The 16,438-nt window shown below is 36.6% G+C and carries 17 protein-coding genes; 16 read left to right on the top strand and 1 reads right to left on the bottom strand.

Features of this window, described 5'->3' with window-relative positions:
- The first annotated feature begins 14 nt into the window (after positions 1-14).
- The 5 genes from mnmG to spo0J all read left to right on the top strand — a co-directional run bounded on the left by mnmG (position 15) and on the right by spo0J (position 5,418).
- Positions 15-1,904 (top strand): tRNA uridine-5-carboxymethylaminomethyl(34) synthesis enzyme MnmG, encoded by a 1,890-nt coding sequence (gene mnmG / locus COL05_RS10170; RefSeq protein ID WP_000541043.1) that lies wholly within the window; start codon positions 15-17, stop codon positions 1,902-1,904.
- A 21-nt stretch (positions 1,905-1,925) separates the two neighbouring features.
- Positions 1,926-2,645 (top strand): 16S rRNA (guanine(527)-N(7))-methyltransferase RsmG, encoded by a 720-nt coding sequence (gene rsmG / locus COL05_RS10175; protein WP_001019622.1) that lies wholly within the window; start codon positions 1,926-1,928, stop codon positions 2,643-2,645.
- Between the two features lie 105 nt (positions 2,646-2,750).
- Positions 2,751-3,623 (top strand): nucleoid occlusion protein, encoded by an 873-nt coding sequence (gene noc, locus COL05_RS10180; RefSeq protein WP_000799027.1) that lies wholly within the window; start codon positions 2,751-2,753, stop codon positions 3,621-3,623.
- A 189-nt stretch (positions 3,624-3,812) separates the two neighbouring features.
- Positions 3,813-4,574: a sporulation initiation inhibitor protein Soj gene (gene soj, locus COL05_RS10185; protein WP_000516117.1), complete on the top strand. Its 762-nt coding sequence runs from the start codon at positions 3,813-3,815 to the stop codon at positions 4,572-4,574.
- Positions 4,567-5,418, top strand: a complete 852-nt coding sequence (gene spo0J / locus COL05_RS10190) for a stage 0 sporulation protein Spo0J (RefSeq protein ID WP_098668532.1) — start codon at positions 4,567-4,569, stop codon at positions 5,416-5,418. Before soj ends, spo0J begins: the two co-directional genes overlap by 8 nt.
- 20 nt (positions 5,419-5,438) lie before the next feature.
- Here spo0J and yyaC read toward each other — a convergent pair whose 3' ends face one another.
- On the bottom strand, positions 5,439-6,035 hold the full coding sequence (gene yyaC / locus COL05_RS10195) for a spore protease YyaC (RefSeq protein ID WP_098668533.1): 597 nt from the start codon (positions 6,033-6,035) through the stop codon (positions 5,439-5,441).
- A gap of 259 nt (positions 6,036-6,294) precedes the next feature.
- On the opposite strand from yyaC, the gene COL05_RS10200 reads away from it, so the two are divergent.
- The 11 genes from COL05_RS10200 to COL05_RS10250 all read left to right on the top strand — a co-directional run bounded on the left by COL05_RS10200 (position 6,295) and on the right by COL05_RS10250 (position 16,325).
- A complete protein-coding gene (locus COL05_RS10200) occupies positions 6,295-7,176 on the top strand; it encodes a mechanosensitive ion channel family protein (RefSeq protein WP_098668534.1) in 882 nt (293 codons plus the stop codon).
- A gap of 20 nt (positions 7,177-7,196) precedes the next feature.
- Positions 7,197-7,394 carry a DUF951 domain-containing protein gene (locus COL05_RS10205; protein WP_000436051.1) on the top strand — a complete coding sequence of 66 codons (198 nt, stop codon included), beginning with the start codon at positions 7,197-7,199 and terminating at the stop codon, positions 7,392-7,394.
- 115 nt (positions 7,395-7,509) lie between these two features.
- A complete protein-coding gene (gene ychF, locus COL05_RS10210; RefSeq protein WP_000524669.1) occupies positions 7,510-8,610 on the top strand; it encodes a redox-regulated ATPase YchF in 1,101 nt (366 codons plus the stop codon).
- 191 nt (positions 8,611-8,801) lie between these two features.
- Positions 8,802-9,092, top strand: coding sequence for a 30S ribosomal protein S6 (gene rpsF, locus COL05_RS10215; protein ID WP_001233778.1), 291 nt, complete (start codon positions 8,802-8,804; stop codon positions 9,090-9,092).
- Between the two features lie 26 nt (positions 9,093-9,118).
- Positions 9,119-9,640, top strand: coding sequence for a single-stranded DNA-binding protein (gene ssb / locus COL05_RS10220; protein ID WP_000981967.1), 522 nt, complete (start codon positions 9,119-9,121; stop codon positions 9,638-9,640).
- Positions 9,641-9,685: 45 nt separating this feature from the next.
- The gene (gene rpsR / locus COL05_RS10225; RefSeq protein ID WP_000918873.1) at positions 9,686-9,919 is read left to right on the top strand and encodes a 30S ribosomal protein S18; all 234 of its coding nucleotides are present in this window, start codon (positions 9,686-9,688) and stop codon (positions 9,917-9,919) included.
- Between the two features lie 80 nt (positions 9,920-9,999).
- Positions 10,000-10,935 (top strand): YybS family protein, encoded by a 936-nt coding sequence (locus COL05_RS10230; protein WP_142337425.1) that lies wholly within the window; start codon positions 10,000-10,002, stop codon positions 10,933-10,935.
- Between the two features lie 78 nt (positions 10,936-11,013).
- On the top strand, positions 11,014-12,987 hold the full coding sequence (locus tag COL05_RS10235) for a DHH family phosphoesterase (RefSeq protein ID WP_001113895.1): 1,974 nt from the start codon (positions 11,014-11,016) through the stop codon (positions 12,985-12,987).
- Complete coding sequence (gene rplI / locus COL05_RS10240; protein ID WP_000864230.1) at positions 12,984-13,430, top strand: 50S ribosomal protein L9; 447 nt, start codon at positions 12,984-12,986, stop codon at positions 13,428-13,430. The genes COL05_RS10235 and rplI overlap by 4 nt, the downstream gene beginning before the upstream one ends.
- A gap of 27 nt (positions 13,431-13,457) precedes the next feature.
- A complete protein-coding gene (gene dnaB, locus COL05_RS10245) occupies positions 13,458-14,819 on the top strand; it encodes a replicative DNA helicase (RefSeq protein WP_001286244.1) in 1,362 nt (453 codons plus the stop codon).
- 216 nt (positions 14,820-15,035) lie between these two features.
- Complete coding sequence (locus COL05_RS10250) at positions 15,036-16,325, top strand: adenylosuccinate synthase (RefSeq protein ID WP_001977509.1); 1,290 nt, start codon at positions 15,036-15,038, stop codon at positions 16,323-16,325.
- The last annotated feature ends 113 nt before the right edge of the window (positions 16,326-16,438 follow it).

Here is a 16,438-nt window from a genome sequence, read left to right on the forward strand (position 1 = left end):
AGGAGGAATAAACAATGGGATACAATGCCGGTTCATACGATGTCATAGTAATCGGTGCAGGTCATGCAGGATGTGAAGCTGGTCTTGCGGCAGCACGAATGGGCTCTAAAACATTAATGTTAACGATTAATTTAGATATGGTAGCGTTTATGCCATGTAACCCTTCTGTTGGTGGACCAGCAAAAGGGATTGTTGTTCGTGAAATTGATGCATTAGGCGGAGAAATGGGACGTAACATTGATAAAACGCATATTCAAATGCGTATGTTAAATACGGGTAAAGGACCAGCTGTACGCGCACTTCGAGCGCAAGCAGATAAATTCTCTTACCAGCATGAATTAAAGAAAACAATTGAAGAAACACCAAACTTAACGTTGTTCCAAGGAATGGTAGAGCGTTTAATCGTTGAAGATGGCGAATGTAAAGGGGTAATTACGCAAGCTGGCGCTGAATATACGGCAAAAACAGTGGTAATTACGACTGGTACGTTTTTACGCGGCGAGATTATTATGGGAGAGTTAAAATATTCGAGCGGTCCGAATAATCAACAACCATCTATTACTTTATCGGAACATTTAGAGGAGCTTGGATTTGATCTTGTTAGATTTAAAACAGGTACACCTCCGCGTGTAAATAGTAATACGATTGATTATAGTAAAACAGAAATTCAGCCAGGTGATGATAAACCAAGATCTTTCTCTTTTGAAACGACAAAATTTATTATGGATCAAATTCCATGTTGGTTAACGTATACAAGTACGGAAACACATCGTTTAATAGATGAAAACTTACATCGCTCAGCTATGTATTCGGGTATGATTAAGGGAACGGGGCCTAGATATTGTCCGTCAATTGAAGACAAGGTAGTAAGGTTTAATGATAAACCACGTCATCAAATTTTCTTAGAGCCAGAAGGACGTAATACACAAGAAGTATACGTACAAGGTTTGTCTACAAGCTTACCAGAAGACGTACAGCGTGATATGCTTAGAACAATCCCTGGTCTAGAAAATGTTGAAATGATGCGTACAGGTTATGCAATTGAATATGATGCAATTGTGCCAACGCAACTATGGCCAACACTTGAAACGAAAAAAATTAAAAACTTATATACAGCAGGACAAATTAACGGAACTTCTGGTTACGAAGAGGCGGCAGGACAAGGGCTTATGGCCGGAATTAATGCAGCATGTCGTTCTTTAGGTAAAAAAGAGGTTATTTTAGGTCGTGAAGATGCTTATATCGGTGTTTTAATTGATGATCTTGTAACGAAAGGAACGAATGAACCGTATCGTTTACTAACATCTCGTGCAGAATATCGCCTATTATTACGCCACGATAATGCGGATCTTCGTTTAACTGAAATTGGTCATGAAATTGGATTAATTAAGGAAGATCGCTATGAGCGATTTACAAATAAAAAATTACAAATTGAACAAGAAAAAGAACGTTTAAGCAGCATTATTATTAAACCACGTCCTGAAGTTCAAGAATTAATTCGCAGTATTGGTGGAAGTGAATTAAAAGATGGCATACGTGCAAGTGACTTATTACGTCGTCCGGAGATGACATATGAGCATATTCATCTTTTAGTACCAAGTGAAGTAGAATTAAGTGATGAAGTTACAGAACAAGTTGAAATTCAGATTAAGTACGAAGGATATATTGAAAAATCTTTACAACAAGTAGAGCGTATGAAGAAAATGGAAAACAAAAAAATCCCTGTGGATATTGATTATGATGCAATTTCAAGTCTTGCCTCTGAAGCTAGACAGAAATTGAAAGATGTTCGTCCACTATCAATGGGGCAAGCTTCACGTATCTCTGGTGTAAACCCAGCGGATATTTCCATTTTACTTGTGTATATCGAACAAGGAAAAATTGCACGAGTATCGAACCAATAAATAGTAAGGAGATATTGTTAGATGAACATAGAACAATTTCAATCTATGCTAGAAGAGAAGGGTATCACCCTCTCTTCTAGACAGTTAGAGCAGTTCGAAATCTACTTCGAAACATTAGTAGAGTGGAATGAAAAGATGAACTTAACGGCTATTACGGAGAAAGAGGAAGTATATTTAAAACACTTTTTTGATTCCATTACAGCTGCTTTTTACTATGATTTTTCAAAACCATTCTCAATTTGTGATGTTGGTGCAGGAGCTGGATTCCCAAGTATTCCTTTAAAAATCTGTTTCCCGCACTTAAAGGTTACAATTGTAGACTCATTGCAAAAACGTATTAATTTCTTAAATCATTTAGCACAAAAGTTGGAATTAAGCGATGTTGCATTTTGTCACGATCGTGCTGAAACATTTGGTAAAAAAGAAGGTGTACGTGAATCGTACGATATTGTAATGGCACGTGCAGTTGCACGTCTTTCAGTATTAAGCGAGCTATGTTTACCACTTGTAAAAGTTGGGGGAACATTTATTGCAATGAAAGGTGCCGCAGCAAACGAAGAAATTGAAAATGGCAAGTATGCTTTAGAGGTGCTAGGCGGGGATTTAAAAGAAATGTCTACGTTCCAATTACCGTTTGAAGAAAGTGAACGTAATATTTTATTAATCGAGAAAAAACGCAAGACACCAAAGAAATATCCACGCAAACCGGGAACACCCAATAAATTACCTATTGAAAAATAAATCTTATTAGACGTAAGATTAAATTATATAAATGAAAACGTAAATGTTTCATAGGAAACATTTTATGGAGAATAGTCAATAGGCCTAAAAGGTGGTGGAATATGTATGAAAAATACGTTTTCTCGTTTATTTGGCTTTGGAGATAAAGAGAGCGAATTCGAATTACAAGACGAAAGCCATGAAGAAATAGATAAAAAGGTATATGAAGAAATACAAGAAATTCCGATAGTAAATATTACTCCTAACCGTTATCAACCACGAACAGTTTTTGATGATGCGCGTATTGAGGAACTAGCATTAACGATTCGTACACACGGACTTATTCAGCCAATTGTTGTGAGGCAATATGAGGATGATAAGTATGAAATTATTGCTGGAGAAAGACGTTTCCGTGCGGCAACAAAATTAGGTTGGGAAAAAGTTCCTGCAATTATAAAGAACTTAAATGATACAGAAACAGCATCTGTAGCTTTAATTGAAAACTTGCAACGTGAGGAACTAACAGCAATCGAGGAAGCTGTGGCATATCAAAAGCTAATTGAGTTACATAATTTAACACAAGAAGCATTGGCACAACGACTTGGAAAAGGACAATCCACAATCGCAAATAAGTTGCGATTGTTAAAGTTGCCTGAAGAAATAAAAAGTGCGTTATTAGAAAAAAGCATTACAGAACGCCATGCCCGAGCGCTCATTCCTTTAAAGAATGAGGAATTGCAACTGAAGGTTTTACAGGAAATTGTGGAGAAACAACTGAATGTAAAGCAAACAGAGGAACGAATTGCAAAGTTACTAGAGGAAGCAAAACCGAAGCGTAAGGCAAAGCAAAAAGCAGTAAGTCGAGATACAAGAATTGCCATGAATACAATTAGGCAATCATTACAAATGGTTGCTGACAGTGGTTTGAATGTTAATTCTGAGGAAGAAGAATTTGATGAATACTATCAAATTACAATCCAAATCCCGAAGAAAAAATAATAATGGCGTGTTAGAGACCTGATCCTATTGGATAGGTCTCTTTTACTATATTTTCTTGTTAGAGGAAGAAGGAGTTTACAAATAAATTTTGAAGTTTAATAAGGACGTAAAAGAAAAACTTTTATTTCATGTTACAATAAACATAATTGTTACTAGAATAAGATAGAAAGGTTGAAAGTAGGTGACATCATGGGAAAAATCATTGCTATTGCCAATCAAAAAGGTGGCGTTGGGAAAACAACAACATCTGTCAATTTAGGGGCTGGATTGGCACAAGTAGGTAAAAAGGTCCTTCTTGTAGATATTGATGCTCAAGGAAATGCAACGACTGGTGTGGGAATAGAAAAATCCGAATTAGATCAATGTATTTACAACGTTCTTGTGGAAGATGCAGATGTTCAAGGGGTTATACGGAAAACCGCAACTGAAAACTTAGATGTTCTACCCGCTACAATTCAATTAGCAGGTGCTGAAATTGAATTGGTACCGACTATTTCCCGGGAAGTACGTTTGCAAAGGGCATTACAGCCAGTTCGTGATGAATACGATTATATTATTATCGACTGTCCCCCATCCTTAGGGTTATTAACGATTAATGCATTAACAGCAGCAGATTCTGTTATTATTCCTGTTCAATGCGAATATTACGCATTAGAAGGGTTAAGTCAGCTATTAAATACAGTTCGACTTGTGCAAAAGCACTTAAATAAAAATCTAGCAATCCAAGGTGTATTGCTAACAATGTTGGATGCCCGTACAAATTTAGGGATTCAAGTTATAGATGAAGTGAAAAAATATTTTAGAGACAAAGTATACCGTTCAATTATCCCTCGTAATGTTCGTTTGAGTGAAGCACCAAGTCATGGGAAACCAATTATGCAGTATGACGCTAAATCAAGAGGGGCAGAAGTATATATAGATTTAGCAGAGGAAGTGATTGCAGGTGGCTAAAGGATTAGGAAGAGGAATCAATGTGTTTTTTCCTGATTTAGATGTGAAAGAAGAAGAGACAATTCAGGAGATTGCGATAACTGAATTAAGACCGAATCCATATCAACCACGTAAACACTTTAATAAAGAGGCGATTCAAGAATTATCGGCTTCTATTAAAGAGCATGGCATATTACAACCGTTAATTGCTAGAAAGAGTATTAAAGGATATGAAATTGTCGCAGGTGAAAGAAGGTATCGTGCTGCTAAAGAGGCTGGGCTCGAAAAGGTGCCTGCCGTTGTAAGACAATTAAATGAGCAGCAAATGATGGAGTTTGCATTGCTTGAAAACTTACAACGAGAAGATTTAAATCCAATGGAAGAAGCAATGGCATACCAAATGTTAATGAATGAGCTAAATATAACGCAAGAACAATTAGCAAAACGTCTTGGTAAGAGCAGACCTTACATTGCAAACTATACGCGATTATTAAGCCTCCCTTCTTTTGTGCAAGATATGATTGCAAACGGTCAACTTTCAATGGCTCATGGGAGAACTTTACTTACGATAAAAGATGAAGAACAGTTGAAATCTTTACTGAAACGAATTGAAAAAGAAGGATTAAATGTTCGTCAATTGGAGAAAATTGTTCAGGAGATTAATCAACGCGTTTCACGTGAAACAAAACAAGTGAAAAAAGAGAGAAACATATTTTTCGTAGAACGCGAAACGTTCTTAAGAGAAAAGTTTGGCACAGAGGTAAAAATTAAAGAAACAAAAAAAGAAAAAGGTAAAATCGAAATTGAATTTTTCAATAAAGAAGATTTAAATCGTATTTTAGAATTATTAGCGCAGCAAAACTAAAGAGCAAACCATCTTATTATTTATAGATGGTTTGCTTTTTTTAATACAGACAATTTTTGGTCTGTTTCTTTTATGCTTTGTGCAATTACATCAGCCATTTTCATGACTAAGCTTAATCTTGTATTTTGCAGGACGAAAAACTCCATAAAACCGTTTAGATTTACGATGCCATGAATATGTAAGTCACCAACTGCTGGTAATTTCTTATTCATCGCAGCTCCGGGTTTACTAGGCCCCATTCCGGTAGTGATGGAACCGATACTTTGAGATTTTCCTAAACAGGCATCAACCGCAATTATAAATGAAGTAGGATTATCTTTCTGTATATTCTGAATTTTTTCTTCTAAATTTAGCGCATGTACTGGTTCATCTAGTGTGCCGAACACTTGGAAGTTTGTAATTCCTATTTGTTCTAGTTTCGTACCGACTAATGGCCCGAGTGCATCGCCTGTAGAACGATCTGTTCCGATACAAACGAGAATAATTGGTATATGGTTTTTAATAGGGATATGGGAAAGTAAGAAGTTACTAATTGTCTCGGAGGCTTCTAAATCTTGGTGCATAACGTTTTGAGTTTCTTTTTCGAAAAAAGGTAAGCGAAAACTTCCAATATTCATGAAGCACCCATCCTTTTAATAAATTTTCAAAATATGTTATATGTTGAGTGAAATGGAAAACTATAAGTGCATATGTGATGTGAAACTTAAATGAAGACGGAAATAATAGTACTAGTATATATATATTTGTTCCATTTTATACCTGCATGGAAGTTAATAAATAGAATTAAAGTCATAAAATTTTTTCAGCAATTAGGAGACTTCTGATACAATAAGAAGGATAATTAAAAAGAAATTTTGGCTGGAGAGGTAGAGGTACATGGATTTATTAACGAAGTGGTTTAATGCTACGAAACAGTATTTATTAGATGCTGATCGTTGGGCTCATATTGGAATTGCGTCATTAAAAATATGTATCATTTTAACAATTGGTGCAATTGTAGTGCGAATTGCAAGAGCGGTTGTACGAAATGCGTTTCGTATGGGAAGTCGTTCTCCAATTCAAATTTCAGAACGTCGTACAGTTACAGTAGCGAAGTTACTTGAAAATATTGTGGCATACGTTGTTATGTTCATTATGTTAATTGCGATTTTAGGTGTGTTTAATATTAATGCATCAGGTTTATTAGCCGGTGCTGGGGTAATTGGTTTAGCAGTCGGATTTGGTGCTCAAAGTTTAGTGAAAGATGTTATTACAGGATTATTTATCTTGCTAGAAGATCAATTTTCAGTAGGTGATTATGTAAAAATTGGCCAATTCGAAGGTGTCGTTTTAGAAATTGGACTTCGTACAACGAAAGTGAAAAGTTGGACAGGTGAAATTCATACTTTACCAAACGGAAGTATTATTCAAGTTACGAACTTCTCGGTAAGTAATAGTGTAGCGTTTGTGGATGTATCTATTTCATATGAGGCGGACATTGCAAAAGCAGAGCAAGTCATTGAAGAGTTATTAGAGGAGTTACCTGCAAAGTATGAACAAATGGTAACAACGCCTCAGTTGTTAGGTGTACAAACATTAGCTGCTTCAGAAGTTATACTACGTGTTATTGCTGAAGTAGAGCCAATGCAACATGCAGTTATTGCAAGGGCACTTCGTAAAGAAATTAAAAATCGTCTAGATCTACATGGTATTGAAATTCCATATCCACGTATGGTTTTATATAATCGTGAAGAATTAGTGAGTGGAAAAGCAATTTAGTATGGAGAGGGGTTTGGAGAATGGAGCAAAAGCAGTATAACTTGTATGATGTTGTGGAAATGAAGAAAGCCCACCCATGTGGTGAGAATCGTTGGAAGATTATTCGTATGGGAATGGATATCCGCATTAAGTGCGAGGGATGTGACCATTCAGTAATGATTCCTCGAAGAGAGTTCGATCGTAAGGTGAAAAAAATACTTGTGAAGCACGAAGAATAGAGAGAACGTAACAGTTGCGCTAGGTAGCTGTTACTTTTTTTCGTTTGGAGGAAACTTGTCATTTTTTTCGTTACTATCTATAATGATGAAAGATTGAGACATAGGAGTGAAAAATATGGGATTAACGGCTGGGATTGTTGGATTACCTAACGTAGGGAAGTCCACTTTATTTAATGCAATTACACAAGCAGGAGCAGAATCTGCAAACTATCCATTCTGTACAATTGATCCAAACGTAGGAATTGTAGAAGTACCAGATGAGCGTTTAAATAAATTAACGGAATTAGTAGAACCGAAAAAAACTGTTCCGACTGTATTTGAGTTTACTGATATTGCAGGTATCGTAAAAGGTGCTAGTAAAGGTGAAGGTTTAGGGAATAAATTCTTATCTCACATTCGCCAAGTAGATGCAATTTGCCAAGTTGTTCGTTGTTTTGAAGACGAAAATATTACGCACGTTTCAGGGAAAGTAGATCCAATCGATGATATTGAAACAATCAACTTAGAGCTAATCTTAGCAGATTTAGAATCTGTTGATAAACGTATCGAACGTGTTGCGAAATTAGCAAGACAAAAAGATAAAGAAGCAGTATATGAGCATGAAATTTTAGTTCGTTTAAAAGAAGCTTTTGAAGAGGGAAAACCGGCTCGTACTGTTGAATTTACAGAAGAGCAAATGAAGATTGTTAAAGGCCTTCATTTACTGACAACGAAAGAAATGTTATATGTAGCAAACGTAAGCGAGGACGATGTAATAGATCCTTCTGAAAACAAATATGTACAAATGGTAAAAGAATTTGCTGCGAATGAAAACTCTCAAGTAATCGTTGTATGTGCAAAAATCGAATCAGAAATCGCCGAGCTAGATGAGGAAGAGAAAAAAGTATTCCTTGAAGAACTAGGTATTGAAGAATCTGGTTTAGATCAATTAATTCGTGCTGCATATGATTTATTAGGACTTGCTACGTACTTCACAGCTGGTGTGCAAGAAGTACGTGCATGGACGTTCAAACAAGGTATGAAAGCACCACAATGCGCTGGTGTAATTCACACAGACTTCGAGCGTGGATTTATTCGTGCGGAAACAGTATCTTACGAAGACTTAATGACAAACGGTTCTATGACAGCTGCAAAAGAAGCTGGTAAGGTTCGTTTAGAAGGAAAAGAGTATATCGTAAAAGACGGAGACGTTATGCATTTCCGTTTCAACGTTTAATTTAATATTTCCTAGGAAAAATAAAGATATGAACTTGGCAAATATATTATGTGTTTGCCAAGTTTTTTATGTATGGGTGAGTTGATTCATCTAACTTACTATGATATAATCTAAACTCGTGAGTAATTACTATAAATTAATTGCTCCTTGCCCATTATGGGCCGTTTAGACCAAAAGGAGGTGAAAGTGTAATGAGAAAGTACGAAATTATGTACATCATTCGTCCTGGCGTTGAAGAAGAAGCTCAAAAAGCTTTAGTTGAACGTTTTGCAGGTGTTTTAACAAACAATGGTGCAGAAATCATTAACACGAAAGAGTGGGGTAAGCGTCGTTTAGCTTACGAAATCAACGACTTACGTGAAGGTTTCTACATGATCTTAAACGTGAAATCTAACGCAGAAGCGATTAATGAATTCGACCGTTTAGCTAAGATCAACGAAGACATCCTTCGTCATATCGTTGTTAAAGAAGAAGAAAAATAATTGATATATAAGGGAGAGTGGTTCGATTGATGAATCGTGTTATCCTCGTTGGTCGTTTAACTAAGGACCCTGACTTACGTTACACGCCCAATGGTGTTGCAGTAGCTACTTTTACGTTAGCTGTGAATCGCGCATTTGCGAATCAACAAGGTGAGCGTGAAGCTGACTTTATTAATTGTGTAATATGGCGTAAACAAGCAGAAAACGTAGCAAATTATTTGAAAAAAGGTAGCTTAGCAGGCGTAGATGGGCGTCTTCAAACTCGTAATTACGAGGGACAAGATGGTAAACGTGTATATGTAACAGAAGTTCTTGCGGAAAGCGTACAATTTTTAGAGCCGCGTAATGGCGGTGGGGAGCAACGTGGTTCATTTAATCAGCAACCATCAGGAGCTGGTTTCGGTAACCAAAGCTCTAACCCATTTGGTCAATCTAGTAATTCAGGCAACCAAGGTAACCAAGGAAACTCTGGATTTACAAAGAATGACGATCCATTTTCAAATGTAGGTCAACCGATCGACATTTCTGACGACGATTTACCGTTCTAATACAGTAAATTTGTTAGTTTTAACAAAGAATGGAGGGAAATAGACATGGCAGGACGCAAAGGTGGACGTGCGAAACGTCGTAAGGTGTGTTTCTTCACAGCTAACGGCATCACTCGCATCGATTATAAAGATGTTGATTTATTAAAACGTTTCGTTTCTGAGCGTGGTAAAATTTTACCTCGTCGTGTAACAGGAACAAGCGCAAAATACCAACGCAAACTTACAGTTGCAATTAAACGTGCTCGTCAAATGGCACTTTTACCATATGTTGGTGAATAATAGCGTATGAAATGCACAGTAGAGTCGGACTCTACTGTGCATTTTGCTATGCTTTTCTTTTTTGAAAGAGAGGTTAGATGATGAGGAATACGAAATTTATTACTGAGGGTGCAGCGTTGTTAGCGATATATGCAATGTTATTGCTTATATCTATGTATGTTCCAATTTTAGGCACAGTTGTAACGTTTGCGTTGCCGTTGCCATTTATATTACTAACGATAAGATATAAACTATCTAAAGCTTTTGTAATTTTTACGGCAGCGCTTTTTATTACTGTTATTGTTAGTCAACCGATGAACCTAGTAAAGACAACTATGTTTGGATTAATAGGTATCGTTTTAGGACATATGTATAAAAAACAAAAGAAGCCAGTAGAAATTTTGATGGCAGGGACGCTTGCTTACTTAATTGGTATTATGCTCATTTATGTTGCGAGTATAAAGTTTTTTAACATAGATTTAATGAAGCAAATGCAAAATATGTTTAATGAAAGTATGGCGCAAAGCGAAAAGATAGTTACTGCTGCGGGCATGCCTATTAGTAAAGAGCAAAAAGATTTGTTAGCGCAATTTAATGATGTGTTACAAACGTTATCCCCAAGTTTACTTGTCATGGTATCGGTATGTTGTTCTTGGATTACAGTGATGATATCCGGTAGTGTTTTAAGAAAGTTAAAACATGACGTTATACATTGGCCTAAGTTTAAAGATATCCAATTACCAAAGAGTATTGTTTGGTATTACGTTATATTTATTTTGCTATCAACTTTTATAAAAGTAGAACCGACATCATATTTACATATGGTATTTTCTAACCTATATGTCATATTTGCGTTACTACTAGTACTGCAAGGTCTGACATTTATCGCTTTTCTAGCGCATAGTAAAGGTTTTACGAAAGGGGTTCCTATTATTAGTTTTATCGCTTGCATGTTTATCCCGATGCTGTTTCCTCTTGTGACAATCTTAGGTATAATTGATTTAGGGATTTCATTGCGTTCTAAAATAGGAGGATAAAATAATATTCCTTATACTATTTTAATCTGTATTACTAACTGGAAGGTGAGTTAGTTTTACTTTATAGGAGTTGTATACATGCCTGAATTTTATAAGAAACAGTGGTTTTTATATCCTGTTTACGTATTGGCATTTTTTGTGTTTGTGCTCATTTCAATCCTCTGTTATTTTCATTTAATAATGGGGATAGTCTCCTTCTTTATTTTTTGTATCGTCCTTTTTCTTGTTGTACGATTTGAACTAACCTTTCAAAAGAATTTCGAGAAACATACGACAGATATGATTACAAGGGTAAAGAAAGTGAGTAATGAAGCATTTAACCAGATGCCGATTGGTATTTTGTTATACAATAAGGATTATGGGATTGATTGGGCGAATCCTTATTTATCTTCGTGTCTCGGGCAGCATGCATTAGCTGGATGGCACCTTTATGATGTATCAGAAACGTTACTTCTTTTTATTAAGGGAGAAACTTCCGATGATATAGTCTCTTTAAATAATCGAAAGTTTCGTGTCTTTGTAAGGAAAGAAGAAAAGTTAATTTATTTCTTTGATGTAACGGAACAAACAGAGATTGAAAAGATGTACGAGGATCAACGTACTGTTTTGGCCGTCATTTATTTAGATAATTATGATGAAGTTACACAAGGATTAGATGATCAATTACGTACGAATATAACAAGTCTTGTAACATCAAGACTAAATGAATGGGCCGTTAAGTATGGAGCATATTTAAAACGTGCATCTTCAGAAAGATTCTTCGTTGTGTTAAATGAAAGTATTTTAGCGCAGATGGAGAAAGGGAAATTTAGCATTTTAGATCAAGTGCGTGAAGAGACGTCCAAAAGGAATATACCACTCACCTTAAGTGTAGGTGTCGGTTCAGGTGATTTACCTTTATCAGAGCTTGGAGCGATGGCTCAGTCTGGCTTAGACCTTGCACTTGGCCGCGGTGGAGATCAAGTAGCTATTAAGCAAGCAACAGGTAAAGTTAAGTTTTATGGTGGCAAGACAAATCCGGTAGAAAAACGTACTCGTGTACGTGCTAGAGTTATTTCGCACGCATTAAAAGATTTAGTATTAGAAAGTAGTAACGTCATTATAATGGGGCATAGGGCTCCTGATATGGACGCAATTGGCGCTGCGATTGGTATTTTAAAGGTAGCGCAATTAAATGAGCGCAAAGGATATATTGTGCTAGATGAAAATGATTCTGATAAGGGAATTAAGCGTTTAATGGATAAAGTGAAACAAAACGAAGAGTTGTGGTCTCACTTTATTACACCAGAACAAGCGATGGAATTTGCAAATGATGATTCATTACTTGTTGTTGTTGATACGCATAAACCTTCAATGGTGATGGAAGAAAAGCTGTTACGCAAGATTGAAAATGTAGTTGTTATTGACCATCATCGCCGAGGAGAAGATTTTATTGAAGATCCATTGCTTGTTTACATGGAACCTTACGCTTCTTCCACGGCAGAGCTTGTTACAGAATTACTTGAATACCAACCGAAAAATTTAAAAATGACAATGCTAGAAGCAACGGCATTGTTAGCAGGTATTATTGTTGATACAAAAAGCTTTACATTCCGTACGGGTGCTCGTACGTTTGATGCCGCTTCTTATTTACGTTCTCATGGTGCAGATACCGTACTTGTACAAGAGCTTTTAAAAGAAGATATGGATCAGTATTTACGGGTTGCAAAAGCTATTAAAAATGCGTACATTTATACAAATGGAATTGCGATTGCAAAAGTTGATAGTGATGATTACTACGATCAAGTGCTTATTGCACAATCAGCGGACACATTATTAACAATGACAGGAATTACTGCATCATTTGTTATTGCAAAACGTGGTGAGAATTTCATTGGAATTAGCGGCAGGTCTTTAGGTGAAGTGAATGTGCAGCTAATTATGGAAAACTTAGGTGGTGGTGGGCATTTAACGAATGCAGCCACACAAATGAAAAATGTTACAGTAGATGAAGCTGAGGAGAAGCTTCGATTTGTTATTGATGACTATTTACAGGGAGGCACACAATCATGAAAGTAATTTTTCTAAAAGACGTAAAAGGTAAAGGGAAAAAAGGAGAAGTAAAAAACGTACCAGATGGTTATGCAAATAACTTCTTACTAAAACAAGGATTAGCTGCTGAAGCGACAAATAGCAGTATGAAAACTTTAGAAGCTCAAAAGCGCAAAGAAGAAAAAGATGCAGCAGCAGAGCTTGAAAATGCAAAACAATTAAAAGAAACGTTAGAGAAACTAACTGTAGAATTAAAGGCTAAATCTGGAGAAGGTGGCCGTCTATTCGGTTCAATCACAAGTAAACAAATCGTAGATGCAATGCAAAAATCACACAAAATTAAACTTGATAAGCGTAAATTTGAAATGGATGATGCAATTCGTGCATTAGGCTATACAAATGTTACTGTGAAATTGCATCCGCAAGTAACAGCAACAGTAAAAGTTCATGTTAGTGAACAATAAAACTAAGTTAAGCAAGGAGGATTGCGTATGAGTGATGTAATGGCTGATCGTACCCCTCCGCATAATATAGAAGCTGAGCAGGCAGTCTTAGGTGCTATATTGATTGATCAGGATGCATTAACGTCAGCATCGGAACTATTGGTACCTGACTCATTTTATCGAACGAAACACCAAAAGATTTTCGAAGTCATGCTTGGTTTATCTGATAAGGGGGAGCCGATCGACTTAGTAATGATGACGTCAGCGATGGCTGATCAAGGGTTACTTGAAGAAGTTGGTGGTGTTTCTTACTTAGCAGAATTAGCAGAAGTTGTTCCAACTGCTGCTAACGTAGAGTATTATGCACGAATCATCGCTGAAAAAGCGCTGTTACGTCGTTTAATTCGAACAGCGACTCATATTGTGTCTGATGGATATGAGAGGGAAGATGATGTGGATGGCCTATTAAATGAGGCTGAGAAAAAAATATTAGAAGTATCACATCAAACAAATGCTAAGGCATTCCAAAATATTAAAGACGTTCTTGTAGATGCCTACGATAAAATCGAACTTTTGCATAACCAAAAAGGTGAAGTTACCGGGATACCAACTGGATTTACTGAATTAGATAAGATGACGGCAGGGTTCCAACGAAATGATTTAATCATCGTAGCAGCACGTCCATCAGTAGGGAAAACGGCATTTTCATTAAATATCGCACAAAACGTAGCGACGAAAACGGATGAAAATGTAGCGATTTTTAGTCTAGAGATGGGTGCCGATCAGTTAGTTATGCGTATGCTTTGTGCAGAAGGGAATATCGATGCACAAAGACTTCGTACAGGATCATTAACTTCTGATGATTGGGCGAAATTAACGATGGCGATGGGGAGCCTTTCTAATGCCGGTATTTATATTGATGATACGCCTGGAATTAAGGTGAATGAGATTCGAGCAAAATGTCGTAGATTAAAACAAGAACAGGGTCTTGGTATGATCTTGATTGACTACTTACAGCTTATTCAAGGAAGTGGGAAATCAGGAGAGAACCGTCAGCAGGAAGTATCTGAGATTTCTCGTACACTAAAAGGGATTGCACGTGAATTGCAAGTGCCTGTTATTGCCTTGTCGCAGTTATCTCGTGGTGTAGAATCTCGTCAAGATAAACGTCCGATGATGTCTGATATTCGTGAATCGGGAAGTATTGAGCAGGATGCTGATATTGTAGCCTTCTTATATCGTGAAGATTACTATGACCGAGAAACGGAAAACAAAAATACGATTGAAATTATTATTGCGAAGCAGCGTAACGGTCCAGTAGGCTCAGTAGAGCTTGCATTCGTTAAGGAGTTCAATAAGTTCGTTAACTTAGAACGTCGCTTCGAAGATGGACATGCGCCGCCGGCATAAAGATAGTATAAAAAAGAAACACATTTCTTATAATAAGATGTGTTTCTTTTTTTTTTATATAAAAGATAAGGCTTTCATAATGTAAAAATATAATTCTTACGAACGAAAAAGTTTTTTTATAAAAAAATGTTCGCTTTTTGGTTGACTTCTTTTTCCGTTTTGGTACAATTATATTGTTTGAATAGATCGTTTGAAAATTGCGGAGGTGCTTTAATAATGTCTTCAGTAGTAGTTGTAGGAACACAATGGGGCGACGAAGGAAAAGGTAAAATCACTGATTTTCTTTCTGAGCATGCGGAAGTAGTTGCAAGATATCAAGGTGGAAATAACGCAGGACATACAATTGTATTCGGCGGGGTTAAATATAAATTACACTTAATTCCATCTGGTATTTTCTATAAAGAAAAAATTTGTGTAATCGGAAACGGCTTAGTAGTAGATCCGAAAGCGTTACTTGAAGAGTTAAAATACTTACACGATCGTGGTGTAAGTACTGATAATTTACGCGTAAGTAACCGTGCGCACGTTATTTTACCTTATCACTTAAAACAAGATGAGTTAGAAGAAGCAAGTAAAGGTGATGACAAAATCGGTACAACGAAAAAAGGTATCGGTCCTGCATATATGGACAAAGCTGCTCGTATCGGTATCCGTATGGCTGATCTTTTAGACCGTGAAGCATTTAAAGAGAAGCTTGAGCGCAATTTAGCACAAAAAAATCGTTTGTTTGAAAAAATGTATGATACAGAAGGTTTCAGTGTAGAAGAAATTTTCGAAGAGTACTTCGAGTATGGACAACAAATCGCACAATATGTGTGTGATACGTCTGTTGTATTAAATGATGCATTAGATAACAATCACCGTGTATTATTTGAAGGTGCACAAGGTGTTATGCTTGATATCGACCATGGTACGTACCCATTCGTTACATCTTCTAACCCGATTGCTGGTGGTGTAACAGTTGGAACTGGAGTTGGCCCTGCGAAAGTTACTCGCGTTGTAGGTGTATGTAAAGCATATACAAGCCGTGTTGGTGATGGTCCATTCCCTACTGAGCTTCATGATGAAATTGGTCATCAAATTCGTGAAGTTGGTCGTGAGTATGGAACGACAACTGGTCGTCCACGCCGCGTAGGTTGGTTCGATAGCGTTGTTGTAAGACATGCACGTCGTGTTAGTGGTTTAACAGATTTATCATTAAACTCTATCGACGTTCTAACTGGTATTCCAACTCTTAAAATTTGTGTCGCTTACAAATGCGATGGCGAAGTTATCGATGAAGTTCCAGCAAACTTAAACATTTTAGCGAAATGTGAGCCTGTATACGAAGAGCTTCCAGGTTGGACAGAAGATATTACTGGTGTAAGATCATTAGACGAGCTTCCTGAAAATGCACGAAAATACGTAGAACGTGTTTCTGAATTAACAGGAATTCAATTATCTATGTTCTCAGTTGGACCAGATCGTAACCAAACAAATATCGTTCGTAACGTATACGAAGCTTAATTGATATTTTTGAGAAAAAACTCATGTCCGCATGAGTTTTTTCTTATCTTTTATAAAAAAATAAAAAAAGGTATTGCAAAAGATAAAGAAAACATGTTATGATACATCTTGTC

Origin of the sequence: Bacillus sp. AFS059628 (assembly GCF_002571225.1) — a bacterium.
Taxonomy (GTDB): domain Bacteria; phylum Bacillota; class Bacilli; order Bacillales; family Bacillaceae_G; genus Bacillus_A.

Coding starts and splice junctions, on each gene's coding strand:
- mnmG (WP_000541043.1), top strand. CDS start 15: ATGGGATACAATGCCGGTTCATACGATGTCATAGTAATCGGTGCAGGT.
- ychF (WP_000524669.1), top strand. CDS start 7,510: ATGGGATTAACGGCTGGGATTGTTGGATTACCTAACGTAGGGAAGTCC.
- dnaB (WP_001286244.1), top strand. CDS start 13,458: ATGAGTGATGTAATGGCTGATCGTACCCCTCCGCATAATATAGAAGCT.
- rpsF (WP_001233778.1), top strand. CDS start 8,802: ATGAGAAAGTACGAAATTATGTACATCATTCGTCCTGGCGTTGAAGAA.
- rpsR (WP_000918873.1), top strand. CDS start 9,686: ATGGCAGGACGCAAAGGTGGACGTGCGAAACGTCGTAAGGTGTGTTTC.
- COL05_RS10200 (WP_098668534.1), top strand. CDS start 6,295: ATGGATTTATTAACGAAGTGGTTTAATGCTACGAAACAGTATTTATTA.
- noc (WP_000799027.1), top strand. CDS start 2,751: ATGAAAAATACGTTTTCTCGTTTATTTGGCTTTGGAGATAAAGAGAGC.
- yyaC (WP_098668533.1), bottom strand. CDS start 6,035: ATGAATATTGGAAGTTTTCGCTTACCTTTTTTCGAAAAAGAAACTCAA.
- rplI (WP_000864230.1), top strand. CDS start 12,984: ATGAAAGTAATTTTTCTAAAAGACGTAAAAGGTAAAGGGAAAAAAGGA.
- rsmG (WP_001019622.1), top strand. CDS start 1,926: ATGAACATAGAACAATTTCAATCTATGCTAGAAGAGAAGGGTATCACC.
- COL05_RS10235 (WP_001113895.1), top strand. CDS start 11,014: ATGCCTGAATTTTATAAGAAACAGTGGTTTTTATATCCTGTTTACGTA.
- COL05_RS10230 (WP_142337425.1), top strand. CDS start 10,000: ATGAGGAATACGAAATTTATTACTGAGGGTGCAGCGTTGTTAGCGATA.
- COL05_RS10250 (WP_001977509.1), top strand. CDS start 15,036: ATGTCTTCAGTAGTAGTTGTAGGAACACAATGGGGCGACGAAGGAAAA.
- soj (WP_000516117.1), top strand. CDS start 3,813: ATGGGAAAAATCATTGCTATTGCCAATCAAAAAGGTGGCGTTGGGAAA.
- COL05_RS10205 (WP_000436051.1), top strand. CDS start 7,197: ATGGAGCAAAAGCAGTATAACTTGTATGATGTTGTGGAAATGAAGAAA.